The sequence below is a fragment of the Ruminococcus sp. OM04-4AA genome (assembly GCF_003462585.1).
Lineage (GTDB): Bacteria > Bacillota > Clostridia > Lachnospirales > Lachnospiraceae > Mediterraneibacter > Mediterraneibacter faecis.
In genome coordinates, this window is sequence record NZ_QTZH01000006.1 from 1 (window position 1) to 15,357 (window position 15,357).

The following is a 15,357-nucleotide window of genomic DNA, read 5'->3' on the forward strand; positions in this document are numbered from 1 at the left end:
AAACGTTCATAAATCGGTCTAAATATTTACGATTGTTTTTATGAACGTTTTTGTATATAATAGAATCAATAGGATTGGAAAGGATGTGGGTGATATGCGTGAAACACGAATATTAGAATTCAAGGAAACGATTACAAATACTTTTTTGAAAACAGTAAGTGCCTTTTCGAATTATGATGGAGGAACCATTGTCTTTGGGATTGATGACGATGGAAAGATCAAAGGGTTAGCAGATGCTAAGCAATCGTGTCTGGATATTGAAAATAAAATAAACGACAGCATTTCTCCACAACCGAATTATACACTTGAGATACAGAATAATGATCAGACAATAAAACTTACTGTAAAAAGTGGACTTCAAAAGCCGTATTTATACAAATCAAAAGCATACAAACGAAATGATACAGCAACGATAGAAGTCGATACACTAGAATTTTCAAGACTTATTTTAGAAGGGCAAAATATCAGATTTGAAGAACTGACATGTAAAGACCAGGAGTTATCTTTTGAAGTGTTGCATCGCAAATTATCAGAAAACATTCAGATTGAAAGTTTTAGCAAGGATACATTGAAAACACTGAACTTATATGATAATGACAATGGTTACAATAATGCAGCAGGGCTGTTAGCAGATAAAAATCATTTTCCAGGAATTGATATGGTAAAATTCGGTGAAAATATCAGTATCATTCAAAAAAGATCAACATTTGAAAATATATCTGTATTAGAAGAATATGATAAGTCAGTAAATGTGTTTAGAGATTATTATCAATATGAAGTAATTCAAGGAATTGAAAGGAAAAAGGTCGAGAAGATTCCGGAAGCTGCGTTTAGAGAGGCGATTGCTAATGCATTGATTCACAGGGCCTGGGATGTAGAAGCACAGATCAGGGTATTGATGTTTGATGACAGGATTGAAGTTATTTCTCCTGGAGGTTTGCCATCCGGAATAACAAGGGAAGAATATTTGTCTGGTAAACTTTCTGTTTTAAGAAACTGGAATCTTGCCAATGTATTTTATCGTTTAGGTTTTGTTGAGATATTCGGAACCGGAATCACACGAATAAAACAACTGTATGAAGAAGGATTGATGAAACCAGAATTTGAAGTATCAGAGAATACGATTAAGATTGTACTTCCATTATTTGCAAAGAACATGAATCTTTCAGAGGATGAAAAGATGATTTATCGGATTCTTAGCCGAACAATGCTGAAACCAGTGAGTGAAATCATACCGTATGTACCGTTTGGTAAATCAAAGACGACAAAGCTGTTGAAAGAGATGGAACAAAAAGGTGTTATAGATATCCAAGGGCGAGGAAGAGGTACGAAATATATAATAAGATAAATATGAATCATAAACGCACAAAAAATCAGCCGTAAATATTTACGACTGATTTTTGCGCATTTATAATTCATTTGCAGTTTATTCAGTTTCAGCTTTGATTCCCTGCTCGAAAATCTCAACAGCTTTTTCATTCGGTTCGGCAGTAAGATTAGCCACAACGACAGCAATCAAAAGACTTGCGAAGAATCCAGGGATGATCTCGAAGATACCTGTGGCATCTGTCATTCCTGTCAGCAGCCATCCAAGATCTACAACGAATCCGGAGATTACACCTGCTACAGCGCCCTGGTAGTTAAAGCGTTTCCAGAACAGAGACAGCAGGATTGTAGGTCCGAAGGAAGCACCGAAAGCGCCCCATGCATTTTCAACCATATCCATAATAGCCTGAGCACCGCTTCCCTTGGAGTTCGCGATACCGAAAGCAATCAGGGAGAGGATCAGTACGAGGATACGTCCAACCATCAGTGTCTCTTTTTCAGAAGCATTTTTTCTGAAGAAAGGCTTGTACAGATCCGCTGTGAAGGAGCTGGATGCTACCAACAGCTGGGAATCTGCTGTGGAGATTGAAGCGGCAATGATCGCTGCAAGCAGAAGTCCACAGATGCCGGCAGGGAAGAACTTTCTGGCCATAGCAATGAAAACAAGTTTCTGATTTCCCTGAGTAAGCAGTTCCGCACCCATAACCATTCTTCCAAAGTAAGCAATCAAAACAGCAGAGAACAGTGAGATGATTACCCATACGATAGCTACGATAGAAGATTTCTTGATCATGGATGGTTTCTCGATAGACATAAAACGTACCAGGATATGTGGCATACCGAAGTATCCTAATCCCCATCCAAGTCCGCTGACAATATCCTGCCAGCTGGCATCAAAGATACCGCCTCCGAAAGCACACTGTGTTACAGCGCCTGTAGCGGCATCAGTATACTCATATACCGTAGTAAGAGCAGTAGGATCCAACAGATCACTGTGACCGATACAGACTACAAGAGGTACAAGCATCAGTGCAAGCATCATCAGTAATCCCTGGAAGAAGTCTGTCCAGCAAACAGCAGTAAAGCCACCAAAGAAAGTGTAGGCAACAATGATCAGCAAGAATGCGAACATAGCAATCTTAGGAGAAACTGTTGGGAACAAAGTTGTAAATACGGAAGTACCGGCTACCAGTGCAGATGCTACATAAATGGTATATGCAAACAGGAAGATCAGTGCACATGTCAACTGCAGTGATCTGGAGTCTGTTGCAAAACGATTTGTCAGATACTGTGGTAATGTGATCGCATCATCTGCAGCTTTAGAGAATGTACGCAGACGTTTTGCGCACAGAATCCAGTTGGCAGCTGTACCTAATGCAAGACCAATACCAATCCACATCTGTCCGAAACCGAAAGCTAAGATCGATCCCGGAAGCCCCATCAGCAGCCATGCAGACATATCGGATGCCTGTGCGGACAGTGCTGTTACCCAAGGTCCCATGGATCTTCCACCAAGGAAGAAGTCCTCGGAGTTCTTATTGGTACCGTTAAAGTAAAATACTAACGCTACGCCAAGCAAAATGGCGAAATACGCAATAAAAGTAATGATTTCCCAATTCATATTCTTTTATCCTTTCCTTATATTATTTTATATGATGATATCGGGCAGGATTGTAAGAAGGCATAGCATTTATACAATCCATAGGTATCAAAATCATAACTGAAGGCGTTTTTAACCCACAATAACATTTAATTTACCGCAATTGGACGGATATTGTCAATAGTTTGAGGAAAATACGTTGTTGCCCGGTATTTTTCATGTTTTGCGGTTAGTTAAAGCGAACAGATTATTTTTTAACAAATTATGTAAAAATCACGAAATATTGATGGAATATCGCGTGGTATTGTGAGATAATAGAAAAGTAAGAGTTGTGTTCTAAAAAATAGAAAACGAGGTAGAACAGCATGAAACTGATCAAAGAAAAGAAGATCTATACAGGGGATGGTATGATTGAAAATGGTTATATCCGCTTCGATGAGAAGATTGAAGAAGTCGGAGATATGACAGGATTTGAGCCGAAAGAAGATGATCTTGAGGTGAACTGTGCTGGAACGATGGTGGTTCCGGGATTTATCGATATTCATAGCCATGGTGGTTATGGAAAAGATAATATGGATGCTACACCGGATGAGATTGATGAGATGGTTAAGCAGATGACAAAGCAGGAGGGAATCACAACTTACTTCTGTACAACTATGACTCAGACCTATGAGAACATCGAGAAAGCAATGCAGAATATTCATGATGCGGCACAGAAGAACCCGGTGATCAAAGGAATCCACGTAGAGGGACCATTTATCTCAACTGTGTTTAAGGGAGCACAAGATCCTTCTTATATTAAGAAACCAGATGAAAACACACTGGAAAAATGGAATGAGATCAGTGGTGGACTGATCCGTATTGTTACTTATGCACCAGAAGAGGCTGATCCGTCATTTGAGATATGGTGCAAGGAAAATGGAGTTGTCTTAAGCGCAGGACATTCGAATGCATTATACGGGGAATTGAATGCAAGCGGAGCAACACATGTGACTCATCTTTACAATGCACAGCGAGGACTGAATCACAGAGAGCCGGGGGTAACAGGATATGGTATGCTGGCAGAAGGGATACACGCAGAGCTAATCTGTGACGGAAAGCATATTGTACCGGATATGGTGAAACTCGCATGCAAAGTAAGAGGGTATGATGGAATCGAGCTGATCACAGACTCTATGCGTGCGAAAGGAATGCCGGAAGGAAAGAGCGAATTGGGCGGACAGGTCGTAATCGTAAAAGATGGTATGGCAAAACTGGAAGACGGAACGATCGCAGGAAGTATCCTTACATACATTCAGGCATTTAAAAATGTTATGGAATTTACAGGAGCTACTGTTGAAGAAGCGGTTAAGATGACATCCGGAAACCAGGCGAAGGAATTTGGACTTGAGACCAAGGGTGCAATCGCAGTTGGAAAAGATGCAGATATGGTTGTATTAAATGATGCGTTTGATTTAGTACAGACAATCAGCTATGGTAAACTCGCATAAGGAATAAGAAGTTATAAAATATATTTACTGAAGCAGGAAGCAAATAGATTTGATCTATGAAAATATGGGGTGGCTTCCAAAGCACTCGATATAAATATAATGAAATGAGAGGGTATTAAACATGGAAGTAATTGTAAAGAAGAATTATGAAGAGATGAGCAAGGCAGCGGCAACATTGTTTGCAGCAGAGATTATGGAGAATCCAAAGACAATCCTTGGAATGGCAACAGGATCTACACCGGTTGGTCTGTACAAAGAGCTTGTTAAGATGTATGAGGCGGGAGATCTTGATTTCTCTCAGGTTACTACATTCAACCTGGATGAGTATATCGGGCTGGCACCGGAGCATGATCAGAGCTATCATTATTTCATGAATGACAATCTTTTCGATCATGTAAATATCAACAAAGAGAATGTACATGTACCGGATGGGGTTGGATTTGAAGCTGGAGAGTCAGGAAAAGCATATGAAGAGCTGATGGCAAAGACAGGACAGGTAGAAATCCAGCTGCTTGGACTTGGATGCAATGGACATATCGGATTCAACGAGCCGGCAGATGAGTTTACAAAAGTAACAGGTGAGATCGACCTGACAGACAGCACAATTGAAGCGAATAAGCGTTTCTTTGAGAAGAAAGAAGATGTGCCGAGAAAAGCTGTTTCTATGGGGATCGGAACAATTATGCGTGCAAAGAAGATCGTACTTCTTGTAAACGGAGAGAATAAAGCAGAGATCCTGAAAGAAGTAGTAAACGGACCGGTTACACCAAAGGTACCTGGAAGTATCTTACAGTTCCATCCACATGTAACAGTGATCTGTGACGAAGAGGCAGCAAAGTACCTGTAAAATGCCTGTAAGAGGTCCTTAACTGACATACGGTTAACGCTTAATAGCAGCTTGTGTCCAGAGAGACTTCTTAGTAAACGATAAGAACCATGAAGAAGCTGCCAACGGCAGCTTCTTCTAATATATAAAATTCTTGTAACTATTCAGAGCCAACCTCCAAAATGCTATGCATTTCGGAGGTGTGGCGTATCCGCCAAATAAAATTTCAAAAACAGTCTAAAAAATGCAAGCATTTTACACCTTTTTTTGAAATTTTGCTTGGCTCTGAACAGTTACAAATTCTTAATTATTGAAGGAAAACAGAACAGATGAAAACAACAATATTAGAAGCATGCACAGATTGTGTACAATCAGCGATCAATGCGCAGAAAGGTGGCGCAGACCGAATCGAGCTTTGTAGTAATCTTGTGATCGGAGGACTTACTCCGGGAAAAGCATTATTTGATCTTGTAAAAAAATATACGAATATCAAGACAAGAGTTCTTCTTCGTCCAAGATATGGAGATTATTGTTATGACCAGTATGAGTTTGAACAGCTAAAAGAGGAAGTTCAGATGTACTGTGAGATGGGAGCTGATGGAGTTGTCATCGGAATGCTCAATCCGGATGGTACGTTGGATACAGAGCATATGGCAGAGCTTATTAAGGCAGCAGGAAATAAAGAGAAAGCGCTTCACCGTGCATTTGATGTCTGCATAGATCCGATGAAAGCACTCGAAGAAGCCATTGAACTTGGATTTGATACGATTCTGACAAGTGGACAGAAGGAAACAGCATGGGAAGGAAGAGAGATGCTGAAAGCACTTCAGGAAAAAAGCGCAGGAAGAATAGAAATCCTTGCCGCAAGTGGGATTGGTGCAGAATCAATAGAAAAGCTTCTTCCATATACTGGAATTACTTCTTATCATATGTCTGGAAAAATCGTAGTGGACAGTGCGATGAAATATAGAAAAGAAGGAATAGGACTTGGATTGTCAGAGCGTGGAGATTATGCGCTCTGGCAGACTTCGGAAGAAGAAATCGTGAAAGCAGTAAAGGTTTTAAAAACAATAGATTAACTTCAACAGACGTGTCTTGCACAGCTTGAAAAAAACAGTTATACTCATAGACAAAGGTAAAAACAGTAACAATTTTAACAGGAGAAAGCGGATTATGATCAAAGTAATAGCAAGTGATATGGATGGAACACTTCTTGGAGACAATCATAAAGTAGCACCGGAGACAGTAGAAGCGATCCGTGAAGCACAGGCGGCGGGAATCCGCTTTATGATAGCAACCGGAAGAAGTTATAATGGAGCAATGGAAGAATTAAAAGATCTGGATCTTGGCTGTGATTTTATTGTGGGCTCAGGCGCAGAGGTACGCAACCCAAAGGGTGAAATTCTAAAAAGCATAGGATTTACATATGAGGTCTGCAATGAGGTGGCAAAGGTATTGGAAGAATATCCAATCTCGGTATTGTATTGTGCCGGACCTTATGAGTATCGTGTGGGAACACCGGAGGAAGTAGAGGAGAGTATTGTTCGTCAGATTCAGTTGTTCCATTTATCTGAGTGCAGAGACCAAATAGAGCAGTCAGAACTTTATAAGCGAGTGAAGGCAAGTTCAAGACGAATCGATTCTGTGGACGAATTAGAGAAACAGGGAATTATAATCCATAAGATTTTCCTTTTTACAGGCGATCTGGAGATGCTTGATAAGATCAAGCGCAGACTGATGCAGAATCCGGAGCTCGCAGTTGCGTCTTCCTTCTATAATAATCTGGAAATCACGGTAAAAGGAGCGGAGAAAGGACCTGCGATTCAGGAATATATTGAATCTTTAGGTTATACAAAAGATGAAGTGATGGTATTTGGTGACAGCCTGAATGATTACTCTATGTTGTCTATGGATTTTGGCGCAACTGTTGCGATGGAAAATGCAGATGATGAAGTGAAGCAGGTTTCAAAATATGTTACAAAGTCAAATGAAGACTTAGGGGTGGCATATACCATTCATGAACTGTTGAAAAAGCAGGGGATAACTAATTCAAATTGCTAACTGTTCAGAGCCAACCTCCAAAATGCTATGCATTTTGGAGGTGTGGCGTATCCGCCAAATAAAATTTCAAAAACAGTCTTAAAAATGCAAGCATTTTACACCTGTTTTTTGAAATTTTGCTTGGCTCTGAACAGTTACTCAAATTGTGAATAACTTTTCAAAAAATGAAACTGTATGTTGATAACACAAAATGAAGCGAGGCAATTAAGATGGATGCAAGACAGAAAAGAAACAAAGTACTTGGAGAACGTGTGGTGAAAGCGCTTGAATCCAGAAATATGGATGCTTATTATGCTGAGACAAAGGAAGAAGCAGTGAAGAAAGCACTGGAGTGGATTCCGGAAGGAAGCACGATTAATATGGGAGGTTCCTCTTCTGTTCGTGAGTGTGGATTGATTGATGCAATCTGTTCCGGAAATTATAATTTCTGTGACAGAGATAAAGCATCTACACAGGAAGAGAAACAGAAAATCGCGAGAGCAGCTTTTTCCTGCGACTGGTTCCTCGGAAGCGTGAATGCGATGAGTGAGGACGGTGTCTTCATTAATATTGACGGAAATGCAAACCGTGTGGCAGCATATGCATTTGGACCCAAGAATGTACTTTTAATTGTTGGCATGAACAAAGTTGTAAAGACACAGGAAGATGCAATGAGCAGGGCGAGAAATGAAGCTGCACCTGTAAATGCACAGCGTTTTGGAATTGATACACCATGTTCCAAGGCTGGAAGCTGCTTTGACTGTAAGAGTCCGGAATGTATCTGCTGTCAGATATTGATGACAAGATTCAGTCGTCAAAAGGGGCGCTTTAAAATTATCCTTGTAGACGAGAATCTTGGCTTTTAGAGAATAGAATAAGTGGGGGAAAACAAATGGGAAGAAACGTAAAAAAGCCGGTACGCCGCAGAGGGGCAAAACGGCAGGCAGAGAGAAGAGGCGGGCGAAAGAAAAAACGTGTTGCATTTGATGTAGTAACAACGACGATTTTGATCGTGGCAATCTGTGTTTTTGCATTTTCACTTTTTCAGTTGGTTAAAATGCTGATACCGTACTATTCCGGTGGAAAAGAGTACGACAAACTCAAAGATAAAGCAATTACGATAGAGACTACGAAGGATTCAGAGGACACCTCGGAAGCTCGATTTAAGGTGGATTTTGATGTACTCTTGCAGGAAAATCCGGATACTGTTGCATGGATCCGTTTTGATGAACCGTCGATCATTAGTTATCCGGTTGTGAAAAGTGCGGATAATAAGGAATACCTTACAAAGACATTTACGGAAAGTGATAATAAGCTTGGTGCGATTTTCATGGACATGAGAAATACAAGTGATTTCTCAGACAAGAATACAATGATTTATGGTCATAATATGAAAATAGGCGGAGAGATGTTTTCGCAGCTGAAAGAGTATGAGGAAGAATCTTTCTATAAAGAACATCCGAATTTCTATATTTATACACCGGATGGAAAAACAAGGACTTATACCGTGTTTTCAGCAGCTGTTGTGAAGGATACTTCAGATCAGTATAATCTGACTTATGCGACAGACGAAGCGTTTGAGAGTTATTTGAAAATGTGTAAAGAAGATTCAGCATATGACACAGGAACAGAAGTGAATGCGCAGTCTCAGATTGTCAGTCTTTCAACTTGTACCAATGTAAGAGAAGATGAGAGATTCCTTTTGCAGGGAGTATTGACGGCGACAGACGGAGGAGAAAATTAGAATGGCAGACAGATTTGATGTAGGCGACATTATTAAGATGAAGAAACCGCATCCATGCGGAAGTCAGCAGTGGGAGATTCTCCGGGTCGGAGCGGATTTTCGTCTCAAATGTATGGGGTGTGGGCACCAGATTATGGTGCCAAGAAAATTGGTAGAAAAAAATACAAGACAAATTACAAAAAAGGCTTGAAACAACAAATTCTTTATGGTATTATAAGAAACTGTGACATGCTGATGGAACAATTCCAATCAGTCATTCAATTTCCTTGTTCCCGGGAGGAACCGGGGGCCAAGAGACCATAAGGAGGTAAAATAAGATGAATAAGTATGAATTAGCTGTTGTTGTAAGCGCAAAACTCGAAGACGAAGCAAGAGCGGAAGTAATCGAGAAAGTGAAAGCAATGATCACTCGTTTCGGCGGTAATGTAACAGACGTTGATGAGTGGGGCAAGAGAAGATTCGCTTACGAGATCCAGAAAATGAAAGAAGGATTTTATTACTTCATCCACTTCGAGGCTGAAAGTACAGTTCCAGCTGAAGTAGAGCAGCGTATCCGCATTATGGACAATGTACTCAGATATTTATGCGTGAAACAGGAAGCATAAGCGGAAAGAGGTATATATGAATAAAGTAGTTTTAGTAGGACGGTTAACAAGAGACCCAGAGGTGAGATATTCACAGGGAGACAGTGCTACAGCGGTTGCAAGATATACACTTGCTGTAGATCGCAGATTCAGAAGAGACGGTGAGCCGACAGCGGATTTTATTCCGTGTGTTATATTCGGACGTTCCGCAGAGTTTGCTGAGAAGTATTTCCATCAGGGAATGCGTGTCTCAATTTCCGGACGTATCCAGACAGGAAGCTACACGAACAAAGATGGTGTGAAAGTATACACAACAGAAGTGATCGTGGAAGAACAGGAGTTTGCAGAGAGCAGAGCCGAGGCCGAAGCTAACAGAGCAAGTTTCCAGCGTCAGTCTGCACCGAGTCCGGCACCTAGCGCAGATGCAGGTGATGGCTTTATGAATATCCCGGATGGTATCGATGAGGAGTTACCGTTTAACTAAGTCGGAAAGGAGATAACCATCATGGCTTACGAAAAAGGAAGCAGACCAGAGGGTGGATTCAAAAGAAGAGGCCCAGCTCGTAGAAGAAAAAAAGTTTGCGTGTTCTGTGGTAAAGAAAATAACGAAATCGATTACAAGGACGTTGCAAAATTAAAGAAATATGTTTCTGAAAGAGGAAAAATTCTTCCTAGAAGAATTACAGGAAACTGTGCTAAGCACCAGAGAGCTCTTACAGTAGCAATCAAGAGAGCTAGACACATTTCTCTTATGCCTTACGTTCAGGACTAATTGAGATAATTAGCTAATAACAAGATCGAATTTTTGGAGAAATTCAGAAATTCGATCTTTTTGCTTTTTTCTAACTCATTTTTGCATAATACAACCTATAGCATCTTAGGGGAAAAGATGCTATAATAGATTAGCTATATTGTAATTAGTCACATATGGTGGTGATTGATAGTAGTCCCAGGTGAGGTATTAGTTATGAAAAAGAATAAAATGCAGCTGAAGGGACAGCTCAGAATGTACATGCGATGGCCGCTGATCATGACACTTCTCTTGATTGGCATGGATGTATGGGTGTACATGGTAGACAAGAAAGCCGGACTTTTGATGTCAGTGATCATAATTATATATGTAGGAATCGCTTTTTCGCTATATTTCTATAACAGATCTTTGATCCTGGCAGATCTGATCCAGTTTTCAGTACAGTACAAAGGTATTGAAAACCGACTGCTCAAAGAACTGGCAATTCCCTATGCGATTGCGCTTGAAGACGGGAGGATTCTGTGGAAGAATGATTGTTTTTTAAATCTGACAGAGGGTCAGAGAAAAGAACGTTATCTGAACCGTATGATTCCAGAATTACATCCGGGTGTGTTTCCAAAAAATGATGTGGATCATGTAGAATTGGAAGTAACTTATCGTGAAAGAAGTTATCAGGCAGAGCTTCGAAAAGTATCATTGGAGGGATTCAGTGAGAAAGAAGAGTTGCTTCAGATTCCGGAAGAGCAGGAATATTTTGTTGCAGTTTCTTTAAGAGATGTGACAGAACTGAATGCCTACATCCGAGAGAACGAAGACCAGAGAATGATTGCCGGATTGATTTATATCGATAACTATGACGAGGTCATGGAAAGTGTTGAGGAAGTCAGACAATCCCTTCTTGTGGCATTGATCGACCGTAAGATCAATAAGTATATCGGAGACGTAGATGGTATCGTAAAGAAACTGGAGAAGGATAAGTATTTTATCGTACTTCGAAAGGATGCTTACAAAAAGCTGAAAGAAGACAAGTTTTCCCTTCTGGAAGAGGTAAAACAGGTTAATATCGGTAATTCAAGATCAGCAACGCTGAGTATTGGTTTGGGATTGAATACGGCAACGTATGCGTTGAGTTACCAGTATGCACGTGTGGCAATCGACCTTGCACTTGCCAGAGGCGGGGATCAGGCAGTTATTAAGGACTGCAACGGAATTACGTATTTTGGTGGTAAGAAGGAGCAGACAGCGAAGAATACACGAGTGAAGGCGCGTGTTAAGGCTGAGGCACTTCGAGAGTTTATTGTGACCAGAGACAAAGTTATTGTTATGGGCCATAAGATTGCTGACCCGGATTCTTTCGGTGCATGTATGGGTATTTACCGTGCTGCAGTAAGTCTGGAGAAAAAGGCACATATCGTGATCAATGAAGTTACCGGATCTGTTCGCCCGTTGTATGATGAGATTCTGGAGAGCCCTGCATATGAGGATGATATTTTTATTACGTCAGAACAGGCATTGGATTATGTGGATGACAATGCAATGGTCATTGTGGTAGATACAAACAAGCCACAGATGACAGAGTGTCCGGAACTCTTGAAGAGATCAAAGATGATTGCAGTGCTGGATCATCACAGGCAGAGCAGTAATATTATTGAGAACGCGGTACTTTCTTATGTGGAGCCGTATTCCTCTTCCACTTGCGAGATGATCGCAGAAGTTCTACAGTATATGGTAGATGACATCAAATTCCCGGCACTTGAAGCAGAGTGCATGTATGCCGGAATTATGATCGATACGAGAAACTTTATGAACCGCACAGGTGTGAGAACCTTTGAAGCAGCAGCATTTTTGAGAAGATGTGGTGCAGATATTACACGGGTACGTAAGATGTTCCGTGATGATATGGCATCTTATCAGGCAAAGGCTGAGGCAGTCCGCAATGCAGAAGTTTATCGTAAGGAGTATGCGATTGCAGTATGCCCAAGCGATATTGACAGTCCTACAGTGCTTGCAGCACAAGCGGCGAATGAATTGTTGGATATTAGCGGAATAAAGGCTTCTTTTGTATTGACAGAATATGAAAATAAGATTTATATGAGTGCGCGTTCTATCGATGAAGTGAATGTTCAGATTATCGCGGAGAAGCTCGGTGGAGGCGGTCATATTAATTCCGCGGGAGCACAGTTTGACCACACGAATATGCATGAAGCAGTCAGTGCATTGAAAGAGACTATTGATAAAATGATAGAAGAAGGAGATATTTGATAATGAAAGTTATTTTATTACAGGATGTAAAATCTCTTGGAAAAAAAGGAGAGATCGTAAACGTAAATGATGGATATGCTAGAAACTTTATCATTCCAAAGAAGCTTGGACTGGAAGCAACAGGAAAGAATCTGAATGATCTGAAGCTTCAGAAGAATAACGAGAAAAAAGTTGCGGAGGAGAACCTGGAGGCAGCGAAAGAGCTTGCAGCTAAGATCGCAGAAGCTAAAATTGTAACACACATCAAAGTTGGAGAAGGCGGAAGAACTTTCGGTTCTGTATCAAGCAAAGAGATTGCAGAGGAAGTAAAAGCACAGTTGAATCTTAATGTTGATAAAAAGAAGATCCAGTTAAAAGAAGCGATCAAGACACTCGGAACACACAACGTGTCTGTAAAGCTTCATCCACAGGTTACAGCAGAGCTGAAAGTAGTTGTACAGGAAGAAGCATAAGGAGACGAAATCTTTATGGATATGGAAGCAGCAATGAAACGAATTCCTCCGCACAGTGCGGAGGCTGAGCAGGCAGTGCTCGGTGCGATGCTGATGAACAAGGAGGCCATTACGGTGGCCTCCGAGATATTATCAGGGGATGATTTTTATCAGACAGCATATGGAATCTTGTTTAATTCTATGGTGGAACTGTTTCATGCGGGAAAACCGGTCGATCTGATCACCTTGCAGGAATATTTGAAAGAAAAGGATGTCCCGCCAGAGATCAGCAGTATGGAGTTTGCAAGAGATTTGCTGATGGGAACACAGACTTCTGCGAATATCAAGAGCTATGCTGAAATTGTACGTGAAAAATCAATCATGCGTCGCCTGATCAAAGTAAATGAAGAGACAGCAAATGCCTGTTATCTGCAGAATCAGCCATTAGAGGAGATTTTGGAAGATGCACAGAAGCAGGTTTTTGCACTTGCAGAGACAGGGAATTCAGAAGAGTATGTACCGATCAAGCAGGTTGTACTCAATGCATTGGATGTAATTGAGCGTGCGTCCAAGACAAAAGGAACAGTAACAGGAATTCCGACAGGATTCATTGATCTTGATTATAAGTTGTCCGGTCTGCAGCGCTCAGACCTTGTACTGATCGCAGCCCGTCCTTCTATGGGTAAGACAGCGTTCGTATTGAATATCGCACAGCATGTGGCATTTCGTCAGAATAAAGCAGTAGCAATCTTCAGTCTCGAGATGTCCAAAGAGCAGTTGGTAAACCGTTTGTTCTCATTGGAGTCTCATGTGGATGCACAGATACTAAGAACCGGTAATCTGTCAGATACGGATTGGGAGAAGTTAATCGAAGGAGCCGGAACAATAGGATCATCAAGAATGATCATTGATGATACGTCAGGTATTACGATTTCAGAGATGCGCTCAAAGTGTAGAAAATACAAGTTGGAGATGGGACTTGACCTGATCATTATCGACTACTTACAGTTGATGAGCGGAAGCAATTCAAGAAAGAATGAGAGCCGTCAGCAGGAGATTTCTGAGATCTCCCGTTCTTTGAAAGGTCTTGCTAGAGAATTGAATGTGCCGGTGCTTGCACTGTCACAGCTGAGCCGTGCGGTTGAGCAGAGAACAGATAAGCGTCCGATGCTTTCAGACCTCCGAGAGTCCGGAGCAATCGAGCAGGATGCCGATGTCTGTATGTTTATCTATCGTGATGACTATTATAATCCTGACACGGAAGATAAGAATATTGCAGAAATTATTATCGCAAAACAGAGAAACGGCCCGATCGGTACCGTGCGTCTTGCGTGGATGCCACAGTACACTCGTTTTGGAAACGAGCTGCGTCAGCAGGATCAGGAGATGTAAAAAAGAAAAGGACAGGCACTTGTTGGAGAGCCTGTCCTTTTTCGGTATACAAATCCAATAAATCTACCGGTATGTGCAGTGTGCAATTAGAAATCGAAGAAATGCTATGTAAATCTTTTTTTGAATCTCAGTACCGGACTATTCTTCACACTTTCTCTTCGGGTCGCCTGCTGCTGGCGAATCAGGCTGTCCAGTTTACGGAAATGTTCTTCTTCCTGCCGTTCTTTTGCCTGGAAAAGAAAATCCATCTCACGTATGACATCGGCGGTGACCTGAGTGCTGATTTCTTTTTCTAATGTTTTGTTATTTTCAGTAACAACTTCCGTAAGTACCTCTCCGATGAGTGAACGTACATGTTCTAGCTGGGTATTTGTGATGACTTCGACCGGAGTAGTGGTGGTGGCCGGTTTGCACTCAGATGTCAGGTCAGGTGCGGGTGTTTTGGCAATGGCATTCTTTTCCTTGTTTTCAGCGTGTCTCATTATCTGACGTGTAGATTTCAACTCTGGGATCAATGGCTTCAGATCGCGAAGCAGAACCCCTTCATTCTTAAGTTTTTTAATACAGCAAAAGAGCTGGATATCATCCTGGGTATAATATCGATGTCCCATCTCTGTGCGGCCGATAGGAATATGAAGTTCATCTTCCCAGTACCTTAAGACATGGGATTCTACCTGAACTTTCTTGGCAGCTTCAGAGATCATAAATCTGACTTCACCCATTGATTTTCTATCCTCCTGTTAGAATCATTGCGATTACTGTTCTGATTTCGCTACATTCATTATAGCATAGAGAAATTATGAAAGGAGTGCTAATCGTTCGTCAAATTATGGCAAAAAAAGAAATCCTGCTACATCGAATCAATCAGATGAGCAGGATTTCTGCGTTTTGTGATCACTTAGCGCTTATAA

At 41.1% G+C, this 15,357-nt stretch carries 16 protein-coding genes; 14 read left to right on the top strand and 2 right to left on the bottom strand.

The genetic code is table 11. From position 1 onward, the window contains the following. The first annotated feature begins 94 nt into the window (after positions 1–94). Positions 95–1,348: an RNA-binding domain-containing protein gene (locus tag DXB52_RS03210; protein ID WP_118106557.1), complete on the top strand. Its 1,254-nt coding sequence runs from the start codon at positions 95–97 to the stop codon at positions 1,346–1,348. Between the two features lie 78 nt (positions 1,349–1,426). Here DXB52_RS03210 and DXB52_RS03215 read toward each other — a convergent pair whose 3' ends face one another. After that, positions 1,427–2,947 carry a sodium/proline symporter gene (locus DXB52_RS03215; RefSeq protein WP_117541340.1) on the bottom strand — a complete coding sequence of 507 codons (1,521 nt, stop codon included), beginning with the start codon at positions 2,945–2,947 and terminating at the stop codon, positions 1,427–1,429. A 344-nt stretch (positions 2,948–3,291) separates the two neighbouring features. On the opposite strand from DXB52_RS03215, the gene nagA reads away from it, so the two are divergent. From nagA to dnaB, 13 genes are all read left to right on the top strand, one after another. Beyond that, complete coding sequence (nagA, locus tag DXB52_RS03220; protein WP_118106526.1) at positions 3,292–4,416, top strand: N-acetylglucosamine-6-phosphate deacetylase; 1,125 nt, start codon at positions 3,292–3,294, stop codon at positions 4,414–4,416. A 121-nt stretch (positions 4,417–4,537) separates the two neighbouring features. After that, positions 4,538–5,263, top strand: coding sequence for a glucosamine-6-phosphate deaminase (gene nagB / locus DXB52_RS03225; protein WP_118106529.1), 726 nt, complete (start codon positions 4,538–4,540; stop codon positions 5,261–5,263). Between the two features lie 308 nt (positions 5,264–5,571). After that, on the top strand, positions 5,572–6,321 hold the full coding sequence (locus tag DXB52_RS03230; RefSeq protein WP_117541346.1) for a copper homeostasis protein CutC: 750 nt from the start codon (positions 5,572–5,574) through the stop codon (positions 6,319–6,321). Between the two features lie 94 nt (positions 6,322–6,415). Beyond that, on the top strand, positions 6,416–7,303 hold the full coding sequence (locus DXB52_RS03235; RefSeq protein ID WP_118106531.1) for a Cof-type HAD-IIB family hydrolase: 888 nt from the start codon (positions 6,416–6,418) through the stop codon (positions 7,301–7,303). A 209-nt stretch (positions 7,304–7,512) separates the two neighbouring features. Then, positions 7,513–8,148 (top strand): lactate utilization protein, encoded by a 636-nt coding sequence (locus DXB52_RS03240; protein ID WP_117541350.1) that lies wholly within the window; start codon positions 7,513–7,515, stop codon positions 8,146–8,148. 26 nt (positions 8,149–8,174) lie between these two features. Beyond that, positions 8,175–9,026, top strand: a complete 852-nt coding sequence (srtB, locus tag DXB52_RS03245; RefSeq protein ID WP_118106533.1) for a class B sortase — start codon at positions 8,175–8,177, stop codon at positions 9,024–9,026. Position 9,027: 1 nt separating this feature from the next. Further along, entirely contained in the window at positions 9,028–9,216 is a 189-nt protein-coding gene (locus tag DXB52_RS03250) for a DUF951 domain-containing protein (protein ID WP_117568712.1), read from the top strand. Positions 9,217–9,343: 127 nt separating this feature from the next. Further along, positions 9,344–9,631: a 30S ribosomal protein S6 gene (rpsF, locus tag DXB52_RS03255; RefSeq protein WP_015527517.1), complete on the top strand. Its 288-nt coding sequence runs from the start codon at positions 9,344–9,346 to the stop codon at positions 9,629–9,631. 16 nt (positions 9,632–9,647) lie between these two features. Further along, a complete protein-coding gene (locus DXB52_RS03260; protein ID WP_117541356.1) occupies positions 9,648–10,094 on the top strand; it encodes a single-stranded DNA-binding protein in 447 nt (148 codons plus the stop codon). Positions 10,095–10,115: 21 nt separating this feature from the next. Then, the gene (rpsR, locus tag DXB52_RS03265) at positions 10,116–10,382 is read left to right on the top strand and encodes a 30S ribosomal protein S18 (RefSeq protein ID WP_015527519.1); all 267 of its coding nucleotides are present in this window, start codon (positions 10,116–10,118) and stop codon (positions 10,380–10,382) included. 195 nt (positions 10,383–10,577) lie between these two features. Then, positions 10,578–12,623, top strand: coding sequence for a DHH family phosphoesterase (locus tag DXB52_RS03270; protein ID WP_015527520.1), 2,046 nt, complete (start codon positions 10,578–10,580; stop codon positions 12,621–12,623). 2 nt (positions 12,624–12,625) lie between these two features. Then, positions 12,626–13,075, top strand: coding sequence for a 50S ribosomal protein L9 (rplI, locus tag DXB52_RS03275; protein ID WP_015527521.1), 450 nt, complete (start codon positions 12,626–12,628; stop codon positions 13,073–13,075). 15 nt (positions 13,076–13,090) lie between these two features. Next, complete coding sequence (dnaB, locus tag DXB52_RS03280; protein WP_015527522.1) at positions 13,091–14,446, top strand: replicative DNA helicase; 1,356 nt, start codon at positions 13,091–13,093, stop codon at positions 14,444–14,446. Positions 14,447–14,550: 104 nt separating this feature from the next. On the opposite strand, the gene DXB52_RS03285 is transcribed toward dnaB, so the two are convergent. Then, the gene (locus DXB52_RS03285) at positions 14,551–15,168 is read right to left on the bottom strand and encodes a helix-turn-helix domain-containing protein (RefSeq protein WP_015527523.1); all 618 of its coding nucleotides are present in this window, start codon (positions 15,166–15,168) and stop codon (positions 14,551–14,553) included. Positions 15,169–15,357: the final 189 nt, after the last annotated feature.